The sequence below is a fragment of the Eubacterium ramulus ATCC 29099 genome (genome assembly GCF_000469345.1).
Taxonomy (GTDB): Bacteria; Bacillota; Clostridia; order Lachnospirales; family Lachnospiraceae; genus Eubacterium_I; species Eubacterium_I ramulus.
Genome location: NZ_KI271183.1, coordinates 69,070 through 87,426, shown reverse-complemented (window position 1 = coordinate 87,426; position 18,357 = coordinate 69,070). Strand labels below are relative to the sequence as shown.

The window sequence follows — 18,357 nt, the reverse complement described above, 5'->3', positions numbered from 1 at the left end:
AGCGGATTGCGAATGTCCGCTTTACTTTCTGAATGTTAAGCCACCAGACAAGTTATTACTGTGCGGTAGTCGTAGCTGCCGCATCATCCGTGGTCTGTTCCTCAGGCGGAATTACTACCGGCACACCCATGTCATCTCCGGATGTATCCGGAACTTCTACGTTATCTGCTTCATGCTCATCAAAATCAGCCGGTGCATGGAAGGTAACCGTGTTGGAACTGCGGAAGATCGTATTGCTTGAGCCAACCTGATTTACCACCAGCTCAGAACCATCAGACAGGTTTGCCATAGAAATCTCAAGGCAGTTTCCGGAAATATATTCTGTGGAAACTTTCTCGCCATCGACATAAACCTTACTCCAAGGAGTGAAATTCTCACCGAAGATGGTCAGCTTTGTCTTATCCGCGCTCATGGATGTATGGTCAATTACAACATCCTGAACACCCATTACAAGGTTGGAAGCCGGATATTTGTCTACCCCATGGTAGGAATAGCGGTTTCCGTAAAGCAGATCGTACTGCAGTAATTCCCAGTTTGTGATGTAAGAGGCATCGTCAGTAGATACGCCTGCGTTCATTTCAGACTGGTGATAACGGAACATCGTTCCTTCGTGAATACCAAGCTGATCTGTGATGTAAGACATCAGCTGGTAAGCAGCCACATCTTTATCCTGTTTCTCAAGACCAAAGTTATTCCATGTAACGTATGTAGTGTCATACAGGTTTCCGGTATTCATATCGGATTCTTCCAGTCCAAGGGTCGGAAGGTGATCGCCGTACATGACAACGATTGTTTTCTCGTTACGTTTGGATAAGGTATCGATCAGGTTTCCGATGAATTTGTCAACTTCGTGAAGTTCGTTGATGTAGTACTCCCACTGATAATGCTCAGCTTCGGTATCTCCTCCGGTTACCTGAATTTCAGGGTTATCAAATACTTTGTAATCCGGGTAGCTTCCGTGACTCTGTACCGTAATGGTGTAGAGAAAATCAGATTGATCCGGAGTAGAATCCAGTGTCTTGGTTGTCTCGTCAATCAGAATGTTGTCTGTCGGCCAGGAAGCAATTTCATTATATTCTGTGATATTCATCAGCTCTTTGCTGGTAAATGTATCAAATCCCATCTGGGAGAATACTTTTGCACGTCCGTAGAAGTTACCACCGTTGTTGTGCAGGGCATGAGTGGCATAACCGATATTACCAAGGTCATCAGCTGCACTTTCACAGGTAGTATTTTTTAAAACGGTTTTGTATGGGTACTCACCCAGACCGAAGAAACGGATGCCCATACCGGTCAGAACTTCAAATTCCGTATTTGCGGTTCCGGCTCCGACAACCGGAACAGTAAGGTATCCGGATGTATAATTCTCCATTAATTTATGGAAGTTCGGGATCGGATCTTCGGAGTAGCTCAAAAAGTTTAATTCATACGGATCGATAAATGTCTCAAGCTGCATGAAAATGATATTCGGCATATCAGAAGAATCAACCGTTGTCGGCTCTGTCGTTACATTGTCATTGATCGTGTCAATGGTTTCTTCCGTATAATTGGCAGGTTTGCTCATGCCGGTATCTACCACACTGGCAGAAAAACTGTATACAAAACCGTAATCCTTATATCCCTGTGCCAGATTTCCGAAGTATCCGGAAAGGATATCGGAGTGGATCGCTGCCTTTGTGATAAAAGGAATACTTGCTACGCACAGTACCAGTAAACCAAGGTTGCGGAACAGATGAACTCTTCCTTTGAATTTCGGTCCCTTGAATGCAAAAAGAATCAGGAAAGTTGCAAGTGCGATCAGCAGAATGACCACTGCGATCTCCTGTCCGGCAGACAGATATTTGCTGTTTTTCATGGAGAGCAGGTCTCCGATCAGCTTCAGGTCTGCAAAGTTAAACGGTGTAACACGGGAGGCAAGTACGCATCCGTTGATAACACCAAGCAGCATCCAGAATATGGATATCACAATGCGGACCAGTGCACGATGCTTGAACAGATATACGATGAGCAACGTTGCAAAAATCAGCAGTGCATTATAAAGGAATGTCAGCGGTGAGCTGATACAGAAACTTACTGCTGATGTAAAGGAATGTCTGGATACACATTCAATTGTAAAGACCAGGATGCAGGCCAGCAGTCCGTGGAACAGCAGTGAAAATTTATTCATAAACTGTACTTTTGGATTGTCAGACAGATCCGGAAATTTAAAGTTTTTCAGAAAACGGAAAAAACCATGTCGTTTTCTTTTGTTATTATCACCGATGATGATCGGTTTTTCTTTCCCATTTTTTCTAAATGATTTCATATAAACTCCTTCTCTCAAAACGTGGTGTTGAAAGTGCAAACTTTACTATTAAGTTAAAAGAATTTTACATAACCGTACAGATATTAGACCTAAATTTACAAAAAGTCAATTAAAAAAGTATAAAATACACGATATGAACAAAAAAAATTCATATTGCCGTTTCCTTTTGTGAATATTACAGCGTTACAGTTCACACATTACATACGTTTAAAAAAGCAATCATGCCTGAATGAGGGACTTGCAGAATGCGTAGGAAACTGTATCAAAAATCATAATTCATATCATAAATCATATAATAAGGAAATTTTTGAAAGAAAAAGGAAATAATTTCTTAATATGTCGGTCAATTAAGACTTGCAAAGCGAAAAACGTTGTGCTAAGATACAAAATCATGAGTAAATGCGTAGAAGGAGACTCTTATCTTCAGAAACTGACAGGAATACGGCGTCACCGACTGAGAGCGCTGTTTGGCGGAGGAGAGGAAGGGAACACTCTGGAGCAGACAGATTGAATGGGAAATCGGAAATAGATTTCAGTAGGTCTGTACGGTTCGCACACGTTACGTGCCTGAGTGGGGAAAGACACAGATCATGAGTGTTTTGTAGTATTGTTTTTCTCAATGCGGGTGGTACCGCGGAATAATAAAAGAACATTATTTCGTCCTGGGATACAAAGAAGTATCCTTAGGACGTTTTTTTGTCTTTTTCAGAGCCAAGGCAATTCGAAAAAATATACGAATCATGCTTGCATGAATGAATATATTTTTAAGAATTTCTTTGGCGAGAAGCCACATCGAGATGGAGCGTAGCGTAATCGAGATGGCTCTGAAAAAGACAAAAATAGCAAAAATAAGAATAATTCCGTCCCGCACCTTACAACATTTTATGCAAAAGGAGTGTACGAAACAATGAAAATGATGACCGGTGTAATACCAAAAGAGACGATGGAAATCAGTGAAATCCTTGCCTCTGACCTGTATGGTCAGATGATCAGCGTGAATGGAGCCGTTCATACAGTGCGTGACATGGGTGAGGTAGCCTTTGTGGTCCTGCGAAAAAGAGAAGGTCTCCTGCAGTGCGTGTATGAAGAAGGTGTGACCGCTATTGATCTGAAGGAACTCAAGGAAGGTGCAGCCATTGAGGTAAGCGGTGTATTAAATAAGGAGGAGCGTGCGCCGGGAGGATTCGAGATCCGCATGAAAGAGGTCAAGATTCTTTCCGAGCCTGCAGAGAGTCTGCCGCTTCCAATCGCAAAGTGGAAGATGAATACTTCCCTGGAAGCTAGATTAAACCACCGTGCAGTAGCGTTAAGAAACATCAGGGAGCGGGCAACCTTCCGGATTCAGGAAGGCATTGTGAGAGGCTTTCGCGATTTCCTTTACAGCCAGGGATTTACAGAGATCCATACACCAAAACTTGGTGCAAAAAGTGCTGAGGGCGGTGCCAACCTGTTTAAACTGGAGTATTTCCACAGACCCGCGATCTTACAGCAGAGTCCGCAGTTTTACAAACAGATGATGGTGGGTGTATTTGACAGAGTCTTTGAGACAGCACCGGTTTTTCGTGCGGAAAAACATAACACAAAACGCCATTTAAACGAATATAACAGCCTTGATTTCGAAATGGGTTATATTGACGGATTCGAAGATATCATGGCTATGGAAACCGGATTTTTGCAGTATACGATGGAACTGTTGAAAAAAGAATATACGAAAGAATTAGAAATCCTGCAGATCACACTTCCGGATGTGAGCCGGATCCCGGCCATCCGTTTTGATGAAGCAAAACAGCGCGTGGCTGAAAAATACGACAGACAGTTTCGCAATCCATACGATTTGGAGCCGGAGGAGGAGCATTTGATCGGTCAGTATGCAAAAGAAGAATTCGGCAGTGATTTTGTGTTTGTCACACATTATCCATCCAAGAAACGTCCGTTTTATGCGATGGATGATCCGGCAGATCCGACTTACACCTTAAGCTTTGACCTGCTTTACAAAGGTCTGGAGATCACAACCGGTGGACAGCGTATCCATCAGTATGATAAATTAATGGAAAAAATCGCACAGCGGGGCATGGAGACCGAAGGCATGGAGCATTACCTGTCCGCATTCAAATACGGCATGCCGCCACATGGTGGACTTGGTATCGGAATGGAACGTCTGACCATGCAGCTGATCGGAGAAGATAACGTCCGGGAAGCGACCTTGTTCCCGCGAGATCTGAGCAGATTAGAGCCGTAACAGATTATGGCAGAACCCGGAACCGTTACAAAGTGCGATTCAGATGTAGGAGGAGAAAAACGTGAGACATACAGGAACACAGACAATCGCAACAGAACGCCTGACATTACGGCGTTTTACCATAGAAGATGCAGAAAATATGTATTACAACTGGGCGAGCGACCCGGAAGTGACCAGATACCTGACCTGGCAGCCGCACAAAAGTGTGGAAGAGACCGCAGAGATTCTGCAGCAGTGGGAAGCAGGTTACAGCAAAAATGAGTTTTATCAGTGGGCCATCGAGTTAAATGACATCGAGCAGCCAATCGGAAGTATCAGCGTGGTATCACTGAATGAAGATGTCCAGAGTGCAGAACTTGGTTACTGCATCGGAAAATCCTGGTGGCATCAGGGTTACACCACAGAGGCTGTGGAGGCAGTCATCCGTTTCCTGATGGCAGAAGTCGGAGCCGGACGTGTCTGGTCACAGCATGATGTGGCAAATCCAAATTCCGGTGAAGTGATGAAAAAAGCCGGTATGGATTATGAAGGAACCCTGCGCCAGTCCCTAAAGGACAATCAGGGTATTGTGGATTCTGCTATTTATGCAAAAATCAGTCATGTGGCACTGGACGAAGAGCCGGAAGAAGAGGATCAGACCAGCGGCGCATCCGTCACAAAAGTAATGGCAGAGGACGGAACTATGAAAAATGTCATTTCCGATGACACCATGGAATATGTCGGAATTCTGGCAAAACTGGAACTGAGTCCGGAAGAAGCAGAAGCAGCGAAAAAAGATATGGAAGATATGCTGGATTACATCGATCTCTTAAACGAGCTTGATACCACGGGCATTGAGCCGATGTCCCATGTATTCCCGATTGAAAATGTATTCCGAGAGGATGTTGTGACAAACGGAGATGGCAGTGCAGATACATTGAAGAATGCTCCGGAGCAGAAAGATGGCGGATTCAAAGTACCGAAGACAATTGGCGAATAAGAACGGAGGACATGGAAATGAGTTTGATGAGTTTGACAGCGGTAGAGCTGGGAAAAAAGATAAAAGCAAAAGAAGTGACCGTGGAAGCAGCCGTTCGGGAAGCTTTGGATGCGGTACGCGCAAAAGAAGAGCAGGTGCATAGTTTTGTGACAGTCGATGAGGAAGGTGCGCTGGCCCGCGCAAAAGAAGTACAGGCACAAATTGATGCCGGAGAGTTGACAGGACCTCTGGCAGGTGTTCCGGTGGCCATCAAGGACAATATGTGTACCGAAGGACTGCTGACGACCTGTTCTTCAAAGATTTTATATAACTTTATACCGACTTATACGGCAGAAGCAGTGAAAAAACTGGAAGAAGCCGGAGCAGTCATTATTGGAAAAACAAATATGGATGAATTTGCCATGGGAAGTACGACAGAGACTTCTGCTTACGGCGAGACAAAAAATCCATGGAATACCGCGCACGTTCCGGGAGGATCTTCCGGCGGTTCCTGCGCAGCTGTGGCAGCAGAGGAGTGTTCCTTTGCCCTTGGTTCTGATACCGGCGGATCCATCCGTCAGCCGAGTTCTTTCTGTGGAGTAACCGGTATCAAACCGACGTACGGAACCGTTTCCCGTTACGGATTGATCGCATACGGTTCTTCGCTGGATCAGATCGGACCGGTGGCAAAAGATGTGACAGACTGCGCAACGATCCTGGAAGCAATTACTTCCTACGACAAAAAGGATTCGACATCCGTAAAAAGAGAAGACACCGATTTTACGTCTGCCCTGGTAGACGATGTCAAAGGCATGCGCATCGGTATCCCAAAAGATTATTTCGGAGAAGGGTTAAATCCGGAAGTAAAGGAAGCGGTACTTGCAGCAGCAAAGGTACTGGAAGAAAAAGGTGCCATCGTGGAAGAATTCGACCTTGGTCTCGTAAAATATGCGATCCCGGCCTATTATGTCATTGCCTGCGCGGAAGCAAGTTCCAACCTGGCACGTTTTGATGGCGTAAAATACGGCTACCGTACGAAAGAATATGAAGGCCTTCATAATATGTATAAAAAATCCCGTTCCGAAGGATTTGGTCCTGAGGTAAAACGAAGAATCATGCTTGGATCTTTCGTTTTAAGTTCCGGATATTATGATGCCTATTATCTGAAAGCATTGCGCGTCAAAGCATTGATAAAAAAAGCATTTGACGATGCATTTGCAAAATATGACATGATCCTTGGACCGGCAGCACCGACCACAGCACCGAAGCTTGGCGAGAGCCTGCAGGATCCGATCAGCATGTATCTGGGCGATATTTATACAATTTCCGTGAACCTTGCGGGACTTCCCGGAATTTCCCTTCCGTGCGGTACGGACCGTCAGGGATTGCCGATTGGTTTGCAGCTGATCGGAGACTGTTTTCAGGAGAAAAAGATCATTCAGGCAGCATACAGTTTTGAACAGACACGTCCATATCAGCACAGCCCGCTGAGTCAGGCGTAGGAAGGAGGAGAAGAGATGAGTAAGAATTATGAAACAGTCATCGGACTGGAAGTGCATGTAGAGCTTGCAACCAAAACAAAAATCTTCTGTTCCTGTTCCACGGAGTTCGGAGGAAAACCAAATACACACACCTGCCCGGTTTGTACCGGTATGCCGGGTTCCCTTCCGGTGTTGAACAAACAGGTAGTGGAATATGCCATGGCCGTTGGTCTGGCTACAAACTGCAGCATTACCCGATACAGTAAATTTGACCGGAAAAACTATTTTTACCCGGATAATCCGCAGAACTATCAGATCTCACAGCTGTATCTGCCAATCTGCCGCAACGGATATGTGGAAATTGAGACTCCGGCAGGCAAAAAACAGGTGCGCATCCATGAAATCCATATGGAGGAAGATGCCGGTAAACTGGTACATGATGAATGGGAGGACGTATCCATCGTGGACTACAACCGTTCCGGTGTGCCGCTGATCGAGATTGTATCCGAGCCGGATATGCGTTCTGCCGATGAAGTGATCGCTTACCTCGAGACACTGCGTCAGACGATTCAGTATCTGGGAGCATCCGATTGTAAACTAAACGAAGGCTCCATGCGTGCCGATGTCAACCTGTCTGTCCGTGAGGTTGGTTCACCGAAGTTTGGAACCCGTACCGAGATGAAAAACCTGAACTCGTTCAAGGCGATCGCACATGCCATCGAAGGAGAGCGGGAGCGTCAGATCGAGCTTCTTGAGATGGGAAGAAAAGTTGTGCAGGAAACCCGTCGCTGGGATGACAACAAAGAATCTTCTCATGCAATGCGTTCCAAAGAGGATGCACAGGATTATCGTTACTTCCCGGAACCGGATCTGGCACCGATCGTTATCTCGGAGGAGTGGATCAATGAGATCCGCAGTCGTCAGCCGGAATTGCGTCCGCAGAAGCTGGAGCGTTACCGCAGAGAGTACGATATTCCGGAGTATGATGCACAGATCATTACCGGAACAAAACATATGGCAGATCTTTTCGAGGAAACCACGAAAATCTGTAGTAAGCCGAAAAAAGTCTCCAACTGGCTCATGGGCGAAACCATGCGTCTTTTAAAAGAAAACGGTATGGAAGCAGAGGAAATCTGCTTTGCACCGGAGCATCTGGCTGCTCTGATCGAACTGGTAGATGCAGGCACCATCAATGGTTCCGTGGCAAAAGAAGTTTTTGAAGAGATGTTTCGGTCAGACATTGATCCGGAAAAATATGTGGAAGAAAAAGGATTGAAAGTGGTCAATGACGAAGGCGCACTGCGCGAGACCATTGAAAAAGTTATTGCAGACAATCCGCAGTCTGTGGAAGATTACCATAATGGTAAAAAGAAAGCCATGGGATTTTTGGTTGGCCAGACGATGAAGGCTATGAAAGGAAAAGCAAATCCGGCTATGGTAAATGCAATTCTCCAGGAACTTCTTGCTTAGGGTGGTTTAAAAAGAAGCTGGAAGAAAGCTCCAATGCTGGCACGACTGATTTTCTATCTGCATAAAAGCATAAACCTTTTATTAAATGCGGGAAGTACAGTTGAAAATAGTCGTCAATCTATGGTAAAATAGAAAAATCTCAACGGCATTTTTGAGGAAAATAAAATGTAGGATCGGAATGATTTGTTTTGAAAGATTCCGAGCGTACATGAAAGACGAATGGAGATTTTTTTATGATAGATAACGATTACAGAGAAGTGGATACAGATGAAAAAAATGTATCCGATGTAGAAGAAACAAAGGAAGGGACTCCGGTGGAGACCGGTGAGGTAGTGACGGACGATTCCACAGAGGACAATGAAAAAACAGATGATTTTGATGAGTTCTGTGCAATGTGCAGACGTCCGGCCAGCAAGGCAGGCAAGCTGATCCATGTGGCTCCGAATATGGCAATCTGTCAGGACTGCATGCAGAAGACTTTTGATACCATGGGGCAGATGCCTGGAATCCCGGGTCTGGGAGATATCAATATCGGAGATATGCTGTCAAGTGGAAAGATGCCGAATATCCAGTTTGTAAACATGTCCGATCTGCCATTTGGCAACCAGCAGAAAGTAAAGAAGAAAAAACCAAAAGAGAAAAAGAAAGAGGAGCCGGTTTTAGATATCCGCAAGATCCCGGCACCGCATAAGATCAAAGCAAGTCTGGATGACTATGTAGTCGGACAGGATTACGCGAAAAAGGTTATGTCTGTGGCTGTTTACAACCATTACAAACGTGTGGCAGCAGGTACTGAGGCAAATGCAGATGGAGTAGAGATCGAGAAATCCAACATGCTGATGGTTGGCCCGACAGGCTGTGGTAAGACGTATCTGGTTAAGACACTGGCAAAACTTCTGGATGTGCCGCTTGCCATCGCTGATGCGACCTCTCTGACAGAAGCCGGCTACATAGGTGATGACATTGAAAGTGTACTGTCCAAGCTTCTGACTGCAGCAGATAATGATGTAGAAAAAGCAGAACGCGGTATTGTATTTATTGATGAGATCGACAAACTTGCAAAGAAGAAAAATGCGACACAGCGTGATGTCAGCGGTGAGTCCGTACAGCAGGGTATGTTGAAGCTGCTGGAAGGTGCGGAAGTGGAAGTACCGATCGGTGCGACCAGTAAAAATGCGATGGTTCCGATGACAACGATTGATACATCCAATATTTTATTTATCTGCGGTGGTGCATTTCCGGGACTGGAAGACATCATCAAAGAACGTTTGAATGAGCATGCTTCCATCGGTTTCCAGGCAGATCTGAAAGATAAATATGACAAGGAAGAGAATCTGCTCCGTCAGGTGACGACAGAGGATATCCGCAAATTTGGTATGATTCCGGAGTTTATCGGTCGTCTGCCAATTCTGTTTTCACTGGATGCATTGTCCGAGGATATGCTGGTACAGATTCTGAAAGAGCCGAAAAATGCGATCATCAAACAGTATCAGAAATTACTGGCTATGGATGAAGTAAAACTTGAATTTGATGATGGTGCACTGCGTGCCATTGCAAAACGTGCCAAAGAGAAAAACGTAGGAGCCCGTGCACTTCGCTCCATCATTGAGGAATTCATGCTGGATATCATGTATGAGATTCCGAAGGATGACAATATTGGTGCGGTTACCATTACAGAGGCTTATATCGAAAAAACAGGCGGACCGCTGATTCAGATGCGTGGAACGCCGGAACTGGAGGATAAATCCGGAACAAATTAAGAAAGCTTCCAGCTTCCATTGCAAGTAGGGAGGAAACAAGGCAGGAGAAAAAGCAAAGGTGCTTATTTCTCCTGCCATTTTTAGACCAATGAAATAAGTTTCGTGTTTTTACTTTGTATAGTATAAGCAAGTGAAATGAGAATGTTACCTGCTATTAATGATTAGTAGAGAAAAAAAGAGACCAGCAAAATGATTGAATAAAAAAAGGAGAAATCTGAATGAAAGAACTGCCCCCGAAACTGCAACTGTTTTTAGACTTTCTGATGCTGACGGTGGGAGCTGCCATCGCTGCATTTGCCATTGAAGAATTTTTGGTGCCCTGCACGATCTTAGATGGCGGTGTCATCGGTATCGGCATCATGGTAAATAATCTGACCCATATCCCGTTAAGTATTCTGACCATCGTTCTGAACATTCCGTTTCTTCTGATTGGTTCCCGAAAACTTGGTGTCACATTTATTGTAAAATCCGGCTACGCCATGGCAATGTTTTCCATATTTCTGGAAGTATTTGCTCCATGGGTCAATGCGACAGATCAGTATCTGCTGGCGGTTTGTTTCGGCGGAGTGATCCTCGGTGCCGGAGTAGGTCTGGTGATCCGTTTTGGCGGTTGTCTGGACGGAACAGAAACAGTAGCGATATTGATTAATCGTAAATTTAAGCTGCCGGTAGGACAGACAGTACTGATCTTCAATGTCATTATTTATATTGTAGCGGCATTGCTTTTTGGATTTGATCGTGCCATGTACAGCCTTCTTACTTATTTTGTTACATCAAAGATTATTGATAAAGTGGAAACAGGTCTTGAGCAGGCGAAAGCAGCCATGATCATTACGGATGAGGGAAAAGAGATTGCAGACCAGATTTACCAGAAATTAGGCAGAACTGTGACAATGCTGGAGGGTGAAGGCCTGATTAGTGGAAAGAAAGTCGTATTGTACTGTGTGTTGAACCGTCTGGAAATCTATGAACTGAAGCGTCTGATCAAGGAAGTTGATATGTCTGCGTTTATTACGGTCAGTGATGTGTCTGAGATTATTGGAAAACATATTAAGAAAACTGCGATAGAAGATGTAGTGAATAGTTAATAGAAAATGAATGAAACCAAAATAAAAAGTTTTACCTGGTAGTTCATAAACTTCCGGGTAAAACTATTTTTTTGACCGAAAATATTCAATCAGTGAATAAACAATATTGATTTCTTCTTCGTTTAAAGAAGAAATATCTAAGGTAGAAGTAGCTGACAAACCAAGCAAATAATCTGTAGAAACATGAAATAATTGTGCTAATTCAATTAAATAAGCAGTAGATGGAGTAGAAATTCCCATTTCCCAGGCATTTACGCTACTTCTTGTTATATTTAATTTCTTTGCTAGTTCAGCCTGGGTTAAATTGTGCTGTATTCGTAAATCTTTGATTCTGTCGGCGATCATTATAAGGTCCTTTCAATGTTTCTTAGATGATATAATAAATGATGTAAAGTTACATTATCAAAAAGATAAATTAAATTGACATTAAAAGTAAAATTATGATATTATATAAAAAAATAGTAGTGAGGAGAAGATAAGATTATGAAAAAAATGTTGGTAATTTTACTGAATGTTTTTGTGGCAGCAACTATGTTTACCGGATGTGGCAAACAAGATACATCTGTGTTAGAAAAAAATGATCAGGAATCAGTGTCTGTTAGTAGTGAGTTTGAGGAATCCGTAAATAGTTCTGGGGAAAGCGATATAGTTGAAGATGATTTCGAAGGATTTAATTTAGACGGGTATAGTTATGAAGCAGAAAGCAACGGATTTTATATTGTATCTACTTATGGAACATCATTGTATGGTCTTGTTAATTCTAAAGGCGATATTGTTATTCCAGCAGAGTATGATGAAATGAAATTTGGTAGTAATGACAGAGTACTTTTGAAGGTGGAAGGAAAATGGGGAGTTTATGATACGGACGGAAAAGAAGTGTTACCGTTTGTATATGATGATATTGCTGCTGGCGTACATAATTACTATGTAAAGCAAGATGGTAATGATATGGTTATTGATTCTGCCGGAAATATTGTTAAACAACTAGATAGTGGTGTGATTTATGATAGGATGATTGGAGATTTATATTTACATGGAAGAATTGCTTCTAATGGTAATGCTGTTAGTAATGCTTTTTGTGATTTGAATGGAAATTATGATATAAAATGGGCTGAATATCTTGAAGATGCTGGATTATACAGAGTTTATAAATCGTGTGAACCTGGTGGAGATTGGGAAACAATTGACATTGTCGACGAGAATGGAAATTGTCTGTATGAAATTACAAATAAAGCGGAGAATGAAGCATCTTATACTGCTCATATATTGAATAGTTCAAAAATTTGTTCCTTAGAACGTATTGAATTTGGATTTGCAGCACAGAATAGTAATTCAACTTCAAGTAATGAATGTTATATATATAATTTGGAAACACAAGAACGAAGTGATACAACATATGAAGATATTGGCTGGGTAGGATGTGATGAAATATATGGAAGAACAAGTGACCGAATTGATATCTTTGATTTAGATGGAAACTTAGTAAATTCATTCGCACTTACAGGATATGATAAATGTGTTTGTGTGGGAGAAATTTTTGTTGTTCAATATGGTGAGACATATCGAATTTATAATGAAACAGGGGAAGAAATTACTGGAGGAGATAGATATTTGGATTATTCTGCCAGTTCTGTAGATGGAAAATATATTAGAATTCAAGATTTGTCAGGACAGTGGGGCGTTCTGGATAAAAATGGAAAAGAAATTATTCCGTTTGGATATACTGATGAATATTCCTATAATGGATTAGATATAAAAAATGAAAGTATTGTTAATGGAAAGCTTCAGATCTTGACTGGGGATGATTATGGTACATTGCATTTATTTGTGTTAGAGTAGGTGCGTATAAAAATAGGTTTATTTAATAATCTAATATTTACTACTATGAAAAATGTGTGTAGTACAACAGACATTTTTCATAGTAGTATTTTTTTAAACAAAAATAAAAGACAGCCAAATCCGAACGGCTGTCTTTTTAAGGAGAAGGTATTTTTTACTATGGGGGTAGCAAAAAACTTATAATGTATTGGGGGTTTTTACAGTTATTATAATAGCAAATGTACGAGCATAAGTGTTCACAATCGTTCATAAAAAATCACAGAAAAACTATACAATTTTTATAAGACCAGAAAGTAATCAAGAAGAAAAGCTTCATAAAATTTGCATAGAAAAGCTCAGTTTTGTACTAAAATAGTATTCTGATACTATGTAAAATTTGCAGAGATTTTTTTTAGATAAATGAAATGATAAGGAAAGTTGCATTTGCATGAAAAAGTATATAGTAGTTCGTATGGTGAATTATAGAAGAAACTGCTGGTTAAATGCAATTGAACGAATAATGAGTTATAATACAAAGGTCAAATAGAAAGGTGGGAACGTGATGAGTGATAGTAATTATAAAATTGTAACGAAGACAAGTAAGAAAACTTTATTTATGTTCTTCGGAAAAATATCTGTTTTTATTCCTGTTATATTTATTGCATTGCACTATTATGATATGAAGTTGGTATACATAAAAGAAATTTCTTGCAGGTTGCTGCCTAAGAGATGTCTTGAAATATATCTGATATTGATTCTGCTTTGGCTGGTTATACCGGAGAGAAAATATTTCAAGAACAGCGGTCTTTTTGAGATTTTGTATAATCTTTGTCCTACAGAGTTGTTTCTGCTTTTGTATTTTGCACAGAGACATTTCTGGCTCAGTTGTCTGCTTGCAGCAGTTTCTGCGGCATTGTTTTTTGGGGCATTAATTATTAACGTGAAAAATAAAAAACGATATGAATCCCAAAAGGAGTATCGGAAGAAAAAAAGTATGATATATCAAATTTTAGTGTTGTGTATATGTGCTATGTGTGCGGTTCCATCGTTTTTAGCAGCAGCGGTTTATAAATTGCAGGGGGAAACTTACATACCAACAGCAGAAACAGATGGAGAGAAAAACAGTGGGGATGAGAATGTTGCAGCAGAAAATGCTGAACAGGATGCAGTAGAAACAGTGGATGTATTCGAAGAGAATAAGGAATTACTGCTGGAATTCACACAGGAAAACTGGGAAAAAAAGAGTATACAGGAAAGAATCGATGTGGCGCAGCGTTTTTCAAATTTTGAGGATATAAGACTTGGAATTTCACAAGTGCCGATATATGCAGAAAAAATGGAATCTATTACTGTGGTAGCAACGTACGACTATGAAAATAAAAATATCATAATGGACAATCAATTTTTTATGGAATTATCGGCAGAAGAAATTTTAAATACTTTATGTGAAGAAAACTTTCATGCTTTTGAGTGTTATATGATAGAAAATATGGATTGGAATATGAATCTGATCAATACTTATTATTTTCAGGAATTGCGAGAATGGAGAGAAAACCTCAATTGTTATATTTCAGCTGGATTAGATGATTACGAAGAATATGAAAGTCAGCCAGTGGAGGCATCAGCAAAAAGATATGCGAAAGAGGAAACAGAACTTATTCAAGAATATCTGAAAAAATGGACAGGATCGGATATAGCCGGTTCTGAAAAGAATGAAGATTAAAATAATAAGAAAAATGAAAAGACAGCCAAATCCGAACGGCTGTCTTTTCTAAGGAGAAGGTATTTTTTACTATGGGGGTAGCAAAAAACTTATAATGTATTGGGGGTTTTTACAGCTATTATAATATCAAATATTCATTCATAAGTGTTCACAATCATTCATAAAAAATCATTCGAAAATTGTACAATTTTTATAAGACCAAAAAGTAATCACTGAAAAATGTCTTGTAAATCTGCATGATAACAGATTCTTTTCGAGATGATACTCCTTGTAAAACAGGTGTGGTCATGCTATCATTGAGGTAGTAAAAAGAGAAGGTTTTAGAGGAGTCTTTGTGTGAAAACACAGAAAGAAAGGTATATAAGGAGGAAGCAGAAACATGAAGGGACTTGTTCACATTTATGAAGGAACAGGCAAAGGAAAGTCAACGGCGGGAGTCGGTCTCACAATCCGCTGTGCAGGAAATGGATTTCCGGTGGTGTATTCTCAGTTTTTGAAGGATGGTACAACCGGTGAAATGAATATTTTACGGAAGATTCCGAATATTACAGTACTGGTGGAAGAACATCATTTTGGATTTTCTTTTCTGATGACACCGGAAGAAAAAGTGGAGGCAAAGGCTGCTTATACGGCGTTGTTTGAGAAGGTGAAAGCGGCAGCGGTGGAGCAGAATGCAAGATTGCTGGTTATGGATGAGATGCTGGATCTGTGTAATGCAGAATTGATTGATACGGCTATGGTGGTTGATTTTCTGAAAAACCGACCGGAGCAGCTGGAAGTCGTTATGACAGGACGTAATCCGAAACCGGAACTGGTAGAACTGGCAGACTATATTACAAATATGAATGCAGTGAAGCATCCATTTGAAAAAGGGGTACCGGCAAGAAAAGGGATTGAAATGTAGTTGTTATGGAGGAAAGTATGAAATCATTATACGAACTGGTAGCACCTTACGATTCTGTTTCCCTGATCGGAATGTGTAAAAATGCCGGAAAGACAACCACGTTGAATCAGCTGATCGCTGAGCTGAAACGCAACGGGGTTTCTTTTGGTGCTACATCGGTGGGAAGAGATGGAGAAAGCACAGATCTGGTTACCAATACGGTGAAACCGGGCATTTTTGTTTATAAGGGAACGATTGTTGCAACGGCAGCAGATTTATTGAAATATTGTGATACGACGCGGGAGATTTTATGTTCTACCGGGATTTATACGCCGATGGGAGAGATTATTATCTTCCGGGCCCGGACAGACGGGTTTGTGCAGATTGCCGGACCATCCATGACCAGTCAGCTGGCGGAAGTATCGGAGTTGATCCGCCCTTATGGTGTGGACAAGATTCTGATCGACGGGGCACTTGGACGAAAAAGTCTCTGTTCCAGAAAAGTCAGCCAGAGTACGATTCTGTGTACCGGTGCATCTTATCACAAGAGTATGGCTACGGTAGTGCGGGATACCGCATATACCTGTGAAATCCTGCAGCTGCCTCAGGCACCGTTTGAAGTACCGGAGGAACTGTGGAATCAGAATGATATGAAATATATACCGGTGACGGATCCGGAGCACATTGTGTTGCCACAGGAGCGGATAACACCGGAGAAGGTATGGCGGAGAGGGGCAGAAAACCCGCCGGAATATATGGTAGTCCAGGGCGGACTGACAGATGCCATGGTAAAGACGCTTATCATGTCAAATACAGATCTGAAAGGGAAAAAGATGGTGCTGCTGGATGGCAGCAAAATACTTCTTTCCAGCGATATGTATGAGAAACTGCAGATCAAGGGGCTGCGTTTTGAGGTAGCAGATGCGCTGCAATTGCTGGGAGTTACGATCAATCCGTTTTCGGCCTATGGATTTCATTTTGACAAGGATGAATTTATGCAGAAAATGTCTGCAGCGATTGATGTGCCTGTCTATAATGTCAGGGACGAGTACAGAAAAAGTATGGGGGAATTAGCATGATTCAGTTGACATATGAACAGAAAAACAGTATCGGACTGCAATATATATTGGACCGGTTGAATCCATCGTCACCTTACGGACAGGAACGGGTGCGTCGGATGACACCGTATACAGTGGAAGAAAAAGATCTTCTGATGGAGGAACTCTCCAACCTGGAGAAGCTGATGAATAAAAAAGAGGATCTGAAGCAGGAAATCAATCATTTGCGTCGTATATTTATGCAGATGAAGGATGTACGGCCAACGATAAAAAAGGCACGGGAAATGTGTCTGAATGACATTGAACTGTTTGAAATGAAGAATTTTCTGATTTATTCGGAGCAGGCCAGAAGTGAAGCAAATTATGTAAATGGGCAGACAAAGATGACGGGTCTTGGCTATATGGATCTGGAAGCAGCCCTGGATATTCTGGATCCGGACGGACGCCGGATTCCAAGTTTTTATATTTATGAAGCATATTCGGAGAAATTGGATGATATCCGGAAACGCAAGCGGGAACTGGAAAAATCCATGGAGATTGCGGCGGAAGAGACAAAGAAAGAGTATCAGAATCTGCGGCATCAGGTTGTTCTGGAAGAGGAAGAAGAAGAACAGATCATCCGGGAACAGCTCACAAAGCGCCTGCAGCCGTATCTGGATGCCATGCTCTATAATGCCAATGTAACAGGGCGTCTGGACTTGCTGCTGGAGAAGCTGACCGCTACTTATTTCGGAAAAGCAGTGAAACCGGTGTTCAGCGGAATGACAGGTATAGATGCTGAAAATATGTATAAAAATACAGAAAATGAAAAAGCAAATACAGCTTCTGACATTTCATTTAAATTGGAAAATGTGACGAATCCGTGGGTTGCTTCTGTGTTAAAGAACCGTGGATTGGAGTTTACGCCATTGTCCATTGAACTGACACAGGGAGCTACGGTAATCACCGGTGCAAATATGGGTGGAAAGAGTATTTCCCTGAAGACCATTGTGCTAAATGTAGTGCTTGCTATGTGTGGTTTTTATGTATATGCAGATTATGCAGAGATTCCATTTTTTGAGAATATCCAGATGATTTCCGAGGAACTGCAGTCCGTACAGAAAGGACTCTCCAGTTTTGGTGCAGAGATTATCCAGATGAAGGATGTGATTGAAAATGTCGAAAAAGAATTCTGTTTTGTAGTGCTGGACGAGTTTTCCAGAGGTACCAATCCGCATGAGGGAGCTGCGCTGGTGCGTGCAGTGACAAAATATCTGAATCATAAGCATGTAGTGGCACTTCTGGTTACACATTTTGATCATGTGGCTGAGTATGGAAAAGCGCATTATCAGGTTGTAGGACTGAAAGATATGGATGAATCCAGGGTTGAAAATGAGATTCAGAATGCAGGTGTGCAAAAGGGAGTAGCGGTAATCGCGTCCCATATGAATTATGGCCTGTATCGTGTTGAGAATGAGGGAAATTGTCCGAGGGATGCGTTCCGAATCTGTCGCTTACTGGGATTGCAAAGCGATGTGATGAATTTACTGGATGAACAGGATTGATTTTAAAATATATGCGAAAAAGAAAGAACC

At 41.9% G+C, this 18,357-nt stretch carries 13 protein-coding genes; 11 read left to right on the top strand and 2 right to left on the bottom strand.

Annotated features, from left to right (window positions below; all coding sequences use genetic code 11):
- Window positions 1-55 precede the first annotated feature (55 nt).
- Window positions 56-2,305, bottom strand: a complete 2,250-nt coding sequence (locus HMPREF0373_RS13970) for an LTA synthase family protein (RefSeq protein ID WP_021740418.1) — start codon at window positions 2,303-2,305, stop codon at window positions 56-58.
- Window positions 2,306-3,212: 907 nt separating this feature from the next.
- On the opposite strand from HMPREF0373_RS13970, the gene aspS reads away from it, so the two are divergent.
- The 6 genes from aspS (at window position 3,213) to HMPREF0373_RS13940 (ending at window position 11,301) form a co-directional block, all read left to right on the top strand.
- Window positions 3,213-4,544 (top strand): aspartate--tRNA(Asn) ligase, encoded by a 1,332-nt coding sequence (gene aspS, locus HMPREF0373_RS13965; RefSeq protein WP_021740414.1) that lies wholly within the window; start codon window positions 3,213-3,215, stop codon window positions 4,542-4,544.
- A 61-nt stretch (window positions 4,545-4,605) separates the two neighbouring features.
- The gene (gene gatC / locus HMPREF0373_RS17880) at window positions 4,606-5,523 is read left to right on the top strand and encodes an Asp-tRNA(Asn)/Glu-tRNA(Gln) amidotransferase subunit GatC (RefSeq protein ID WP_044964624.1); all 918 of its coding nucleotides are present in this window, start codon (window positions 4,606-4,608) and stop codon (window positions 5,521-5,523) included.
- Between the two features lie 17 nt (window positions 5,524-5,540).
- Window positions 5,541-7,004: an Asp-tRNA(Asn)/Glu-tRNA(Gln) amidotransferase subunit GatA gene (gene gatA / locus HMPREF0373_RS13955; protein ID WP_044964621.1), complete on the top strand. Its 1,464-nt coding sequence runs from the start codon at window positions 5,541-5,543 to the stop codon at window positions 7,002-7,004.
- A gap of 15 nt (window positions 7,005-7,019) precedes the next feature.
- Window positions 7,020-8,453, top strand: a complete 1,434-nt coding sequence (gene gatB, locus HMPREF0373_RS13950; RefSeq protein WP_021740411.1) for an Asp-tRNA(Asn)/Glu-tRNA(Gln) amidotransferase subunit GatB — start codon at window positions 7,020-7,022, stop codon at window positions 8,451-8,453.
- Window positions 8,454-8,686: 233 nt separating this feature from the next.
- A complete protein-coding gene (gene clpX, locus HMPREF0373_RS13945) occupies window positions 8,687-10,213 on the top strand; it encodes an ATP-dependent Clp protease ATP-binding subunit ClpX (RefSeq protein ID WP_021740409.1) in 1,527 nt (508 codons plus the stop codon).
- Window positions 10,214-10,431: 218 nt separating this feature from the next.
- Window positions 10,432-11,301 carry a YitT family protein gene (locus HMPREF0373_RS13940; RefSeq protein ID WP_021740408.1) on the top strand — a complete coding sequence of 290 codons (870 nt, stop codon included), beginning with the start codon at window positions 10,432-10,434 and terminating at the stop codon, window positions 11,299-11,301.
- A 63-nt stretch (window positions 11,302-11,364) separates the two neighbouring features.
- Here HMPREF0373_RS13940 and HMPREF0373_RS13935 read toward each other — a convergent pair whose 3' ends face one another.
- Complete coding sequence (locus tag HMPREF0373_RS13935; protein WP_021740407.1) at window positions 11,365-11,646, bottom strand: helix-turn-helix domain-containing protein; 282 nt, start codon at window positions 11,644-11,646, stop codon at window positions 11,365-11,367.
- Between the two features lie 138 nt (window positions 11,647-11,784).
- Here HMPREF0373_RS13935 and HMPREF0373_RS13930 point away from each other — a divergent pair, with 138 nt between their 5' ends.
- From HMPREF0373_RS13930 to kamC, 5 genes are all read left to right on the top strand, one after another.
- On the top strand, window positions 11,785-13,140 hold the full coding sequence (locus tag HMPREF0373_RS13930) for a WG repeat-containing protein (RefSeq protein ID WP_021740406.1): 1,356 nt from the start codon (window positions 11,785-11,787) through the stop codon (window positions 13,138-13,140).
- A 919-nt stretch (window positions 13,141-14,059) separates the two neighbouring features.
- Window positions 14,060-14,842 carry a hypothetical protein gene (locus tag HMPREF0373_RS13925; RefSeq protein WP_147597902.1) on the top strand — a complete coding sequence of 261 codons (783 nt, stop codon included), beginning with the start codon at window positions 14,060-14,062 and terminating at the stop codon, window positions 14,840-14,842.
- 379 nt (window positions 14,843-15,221) lie between these two features.
- The gene (locus HMPREF0373_RS13920) at window positions 15,222-15,746 is read left to right on the top strand and encodes a cob(I)yrinic acid a,c-diamide adenosyltransferase (protein ID WP_021740402.1); all 525 of its coding nucleotides are present in this window, start codon (window positions 15,222-15,224) and stop codon (window positions 15,744-15,746) included.
- Between the two features lie 17 nt (window positions 15,747-15,763).
- Window positions 15,764-16,804 (top strand): lysine 5,6-aminomutase reactivase subunit KamB, encoded by a 1,041-nt coding sequence (kamB, locus tag HMPREF0373_RS13915; RefSeq protein ID WP_022035121.1) that lies wholly within the window; start codon window positions 15,764-15,766, stop codon window positions 16,802-16,804.
- Entirely contained in the window at window positions 16,801-18,327 is a 1,527-nt protein-coding gene (kamC, locus tag HMPREF0373_RS13910) for a lysine 5,6-aminomutase reactivase ATPase KamC (protein WP_021740400.1), read from the top strand. Before kamB ends, kamC begins: the two co-directional genes overlap by 4 nt.
- The last annotated feature ends 30 nt before the right edge of the window (window positions 18,328-18,357 follow it).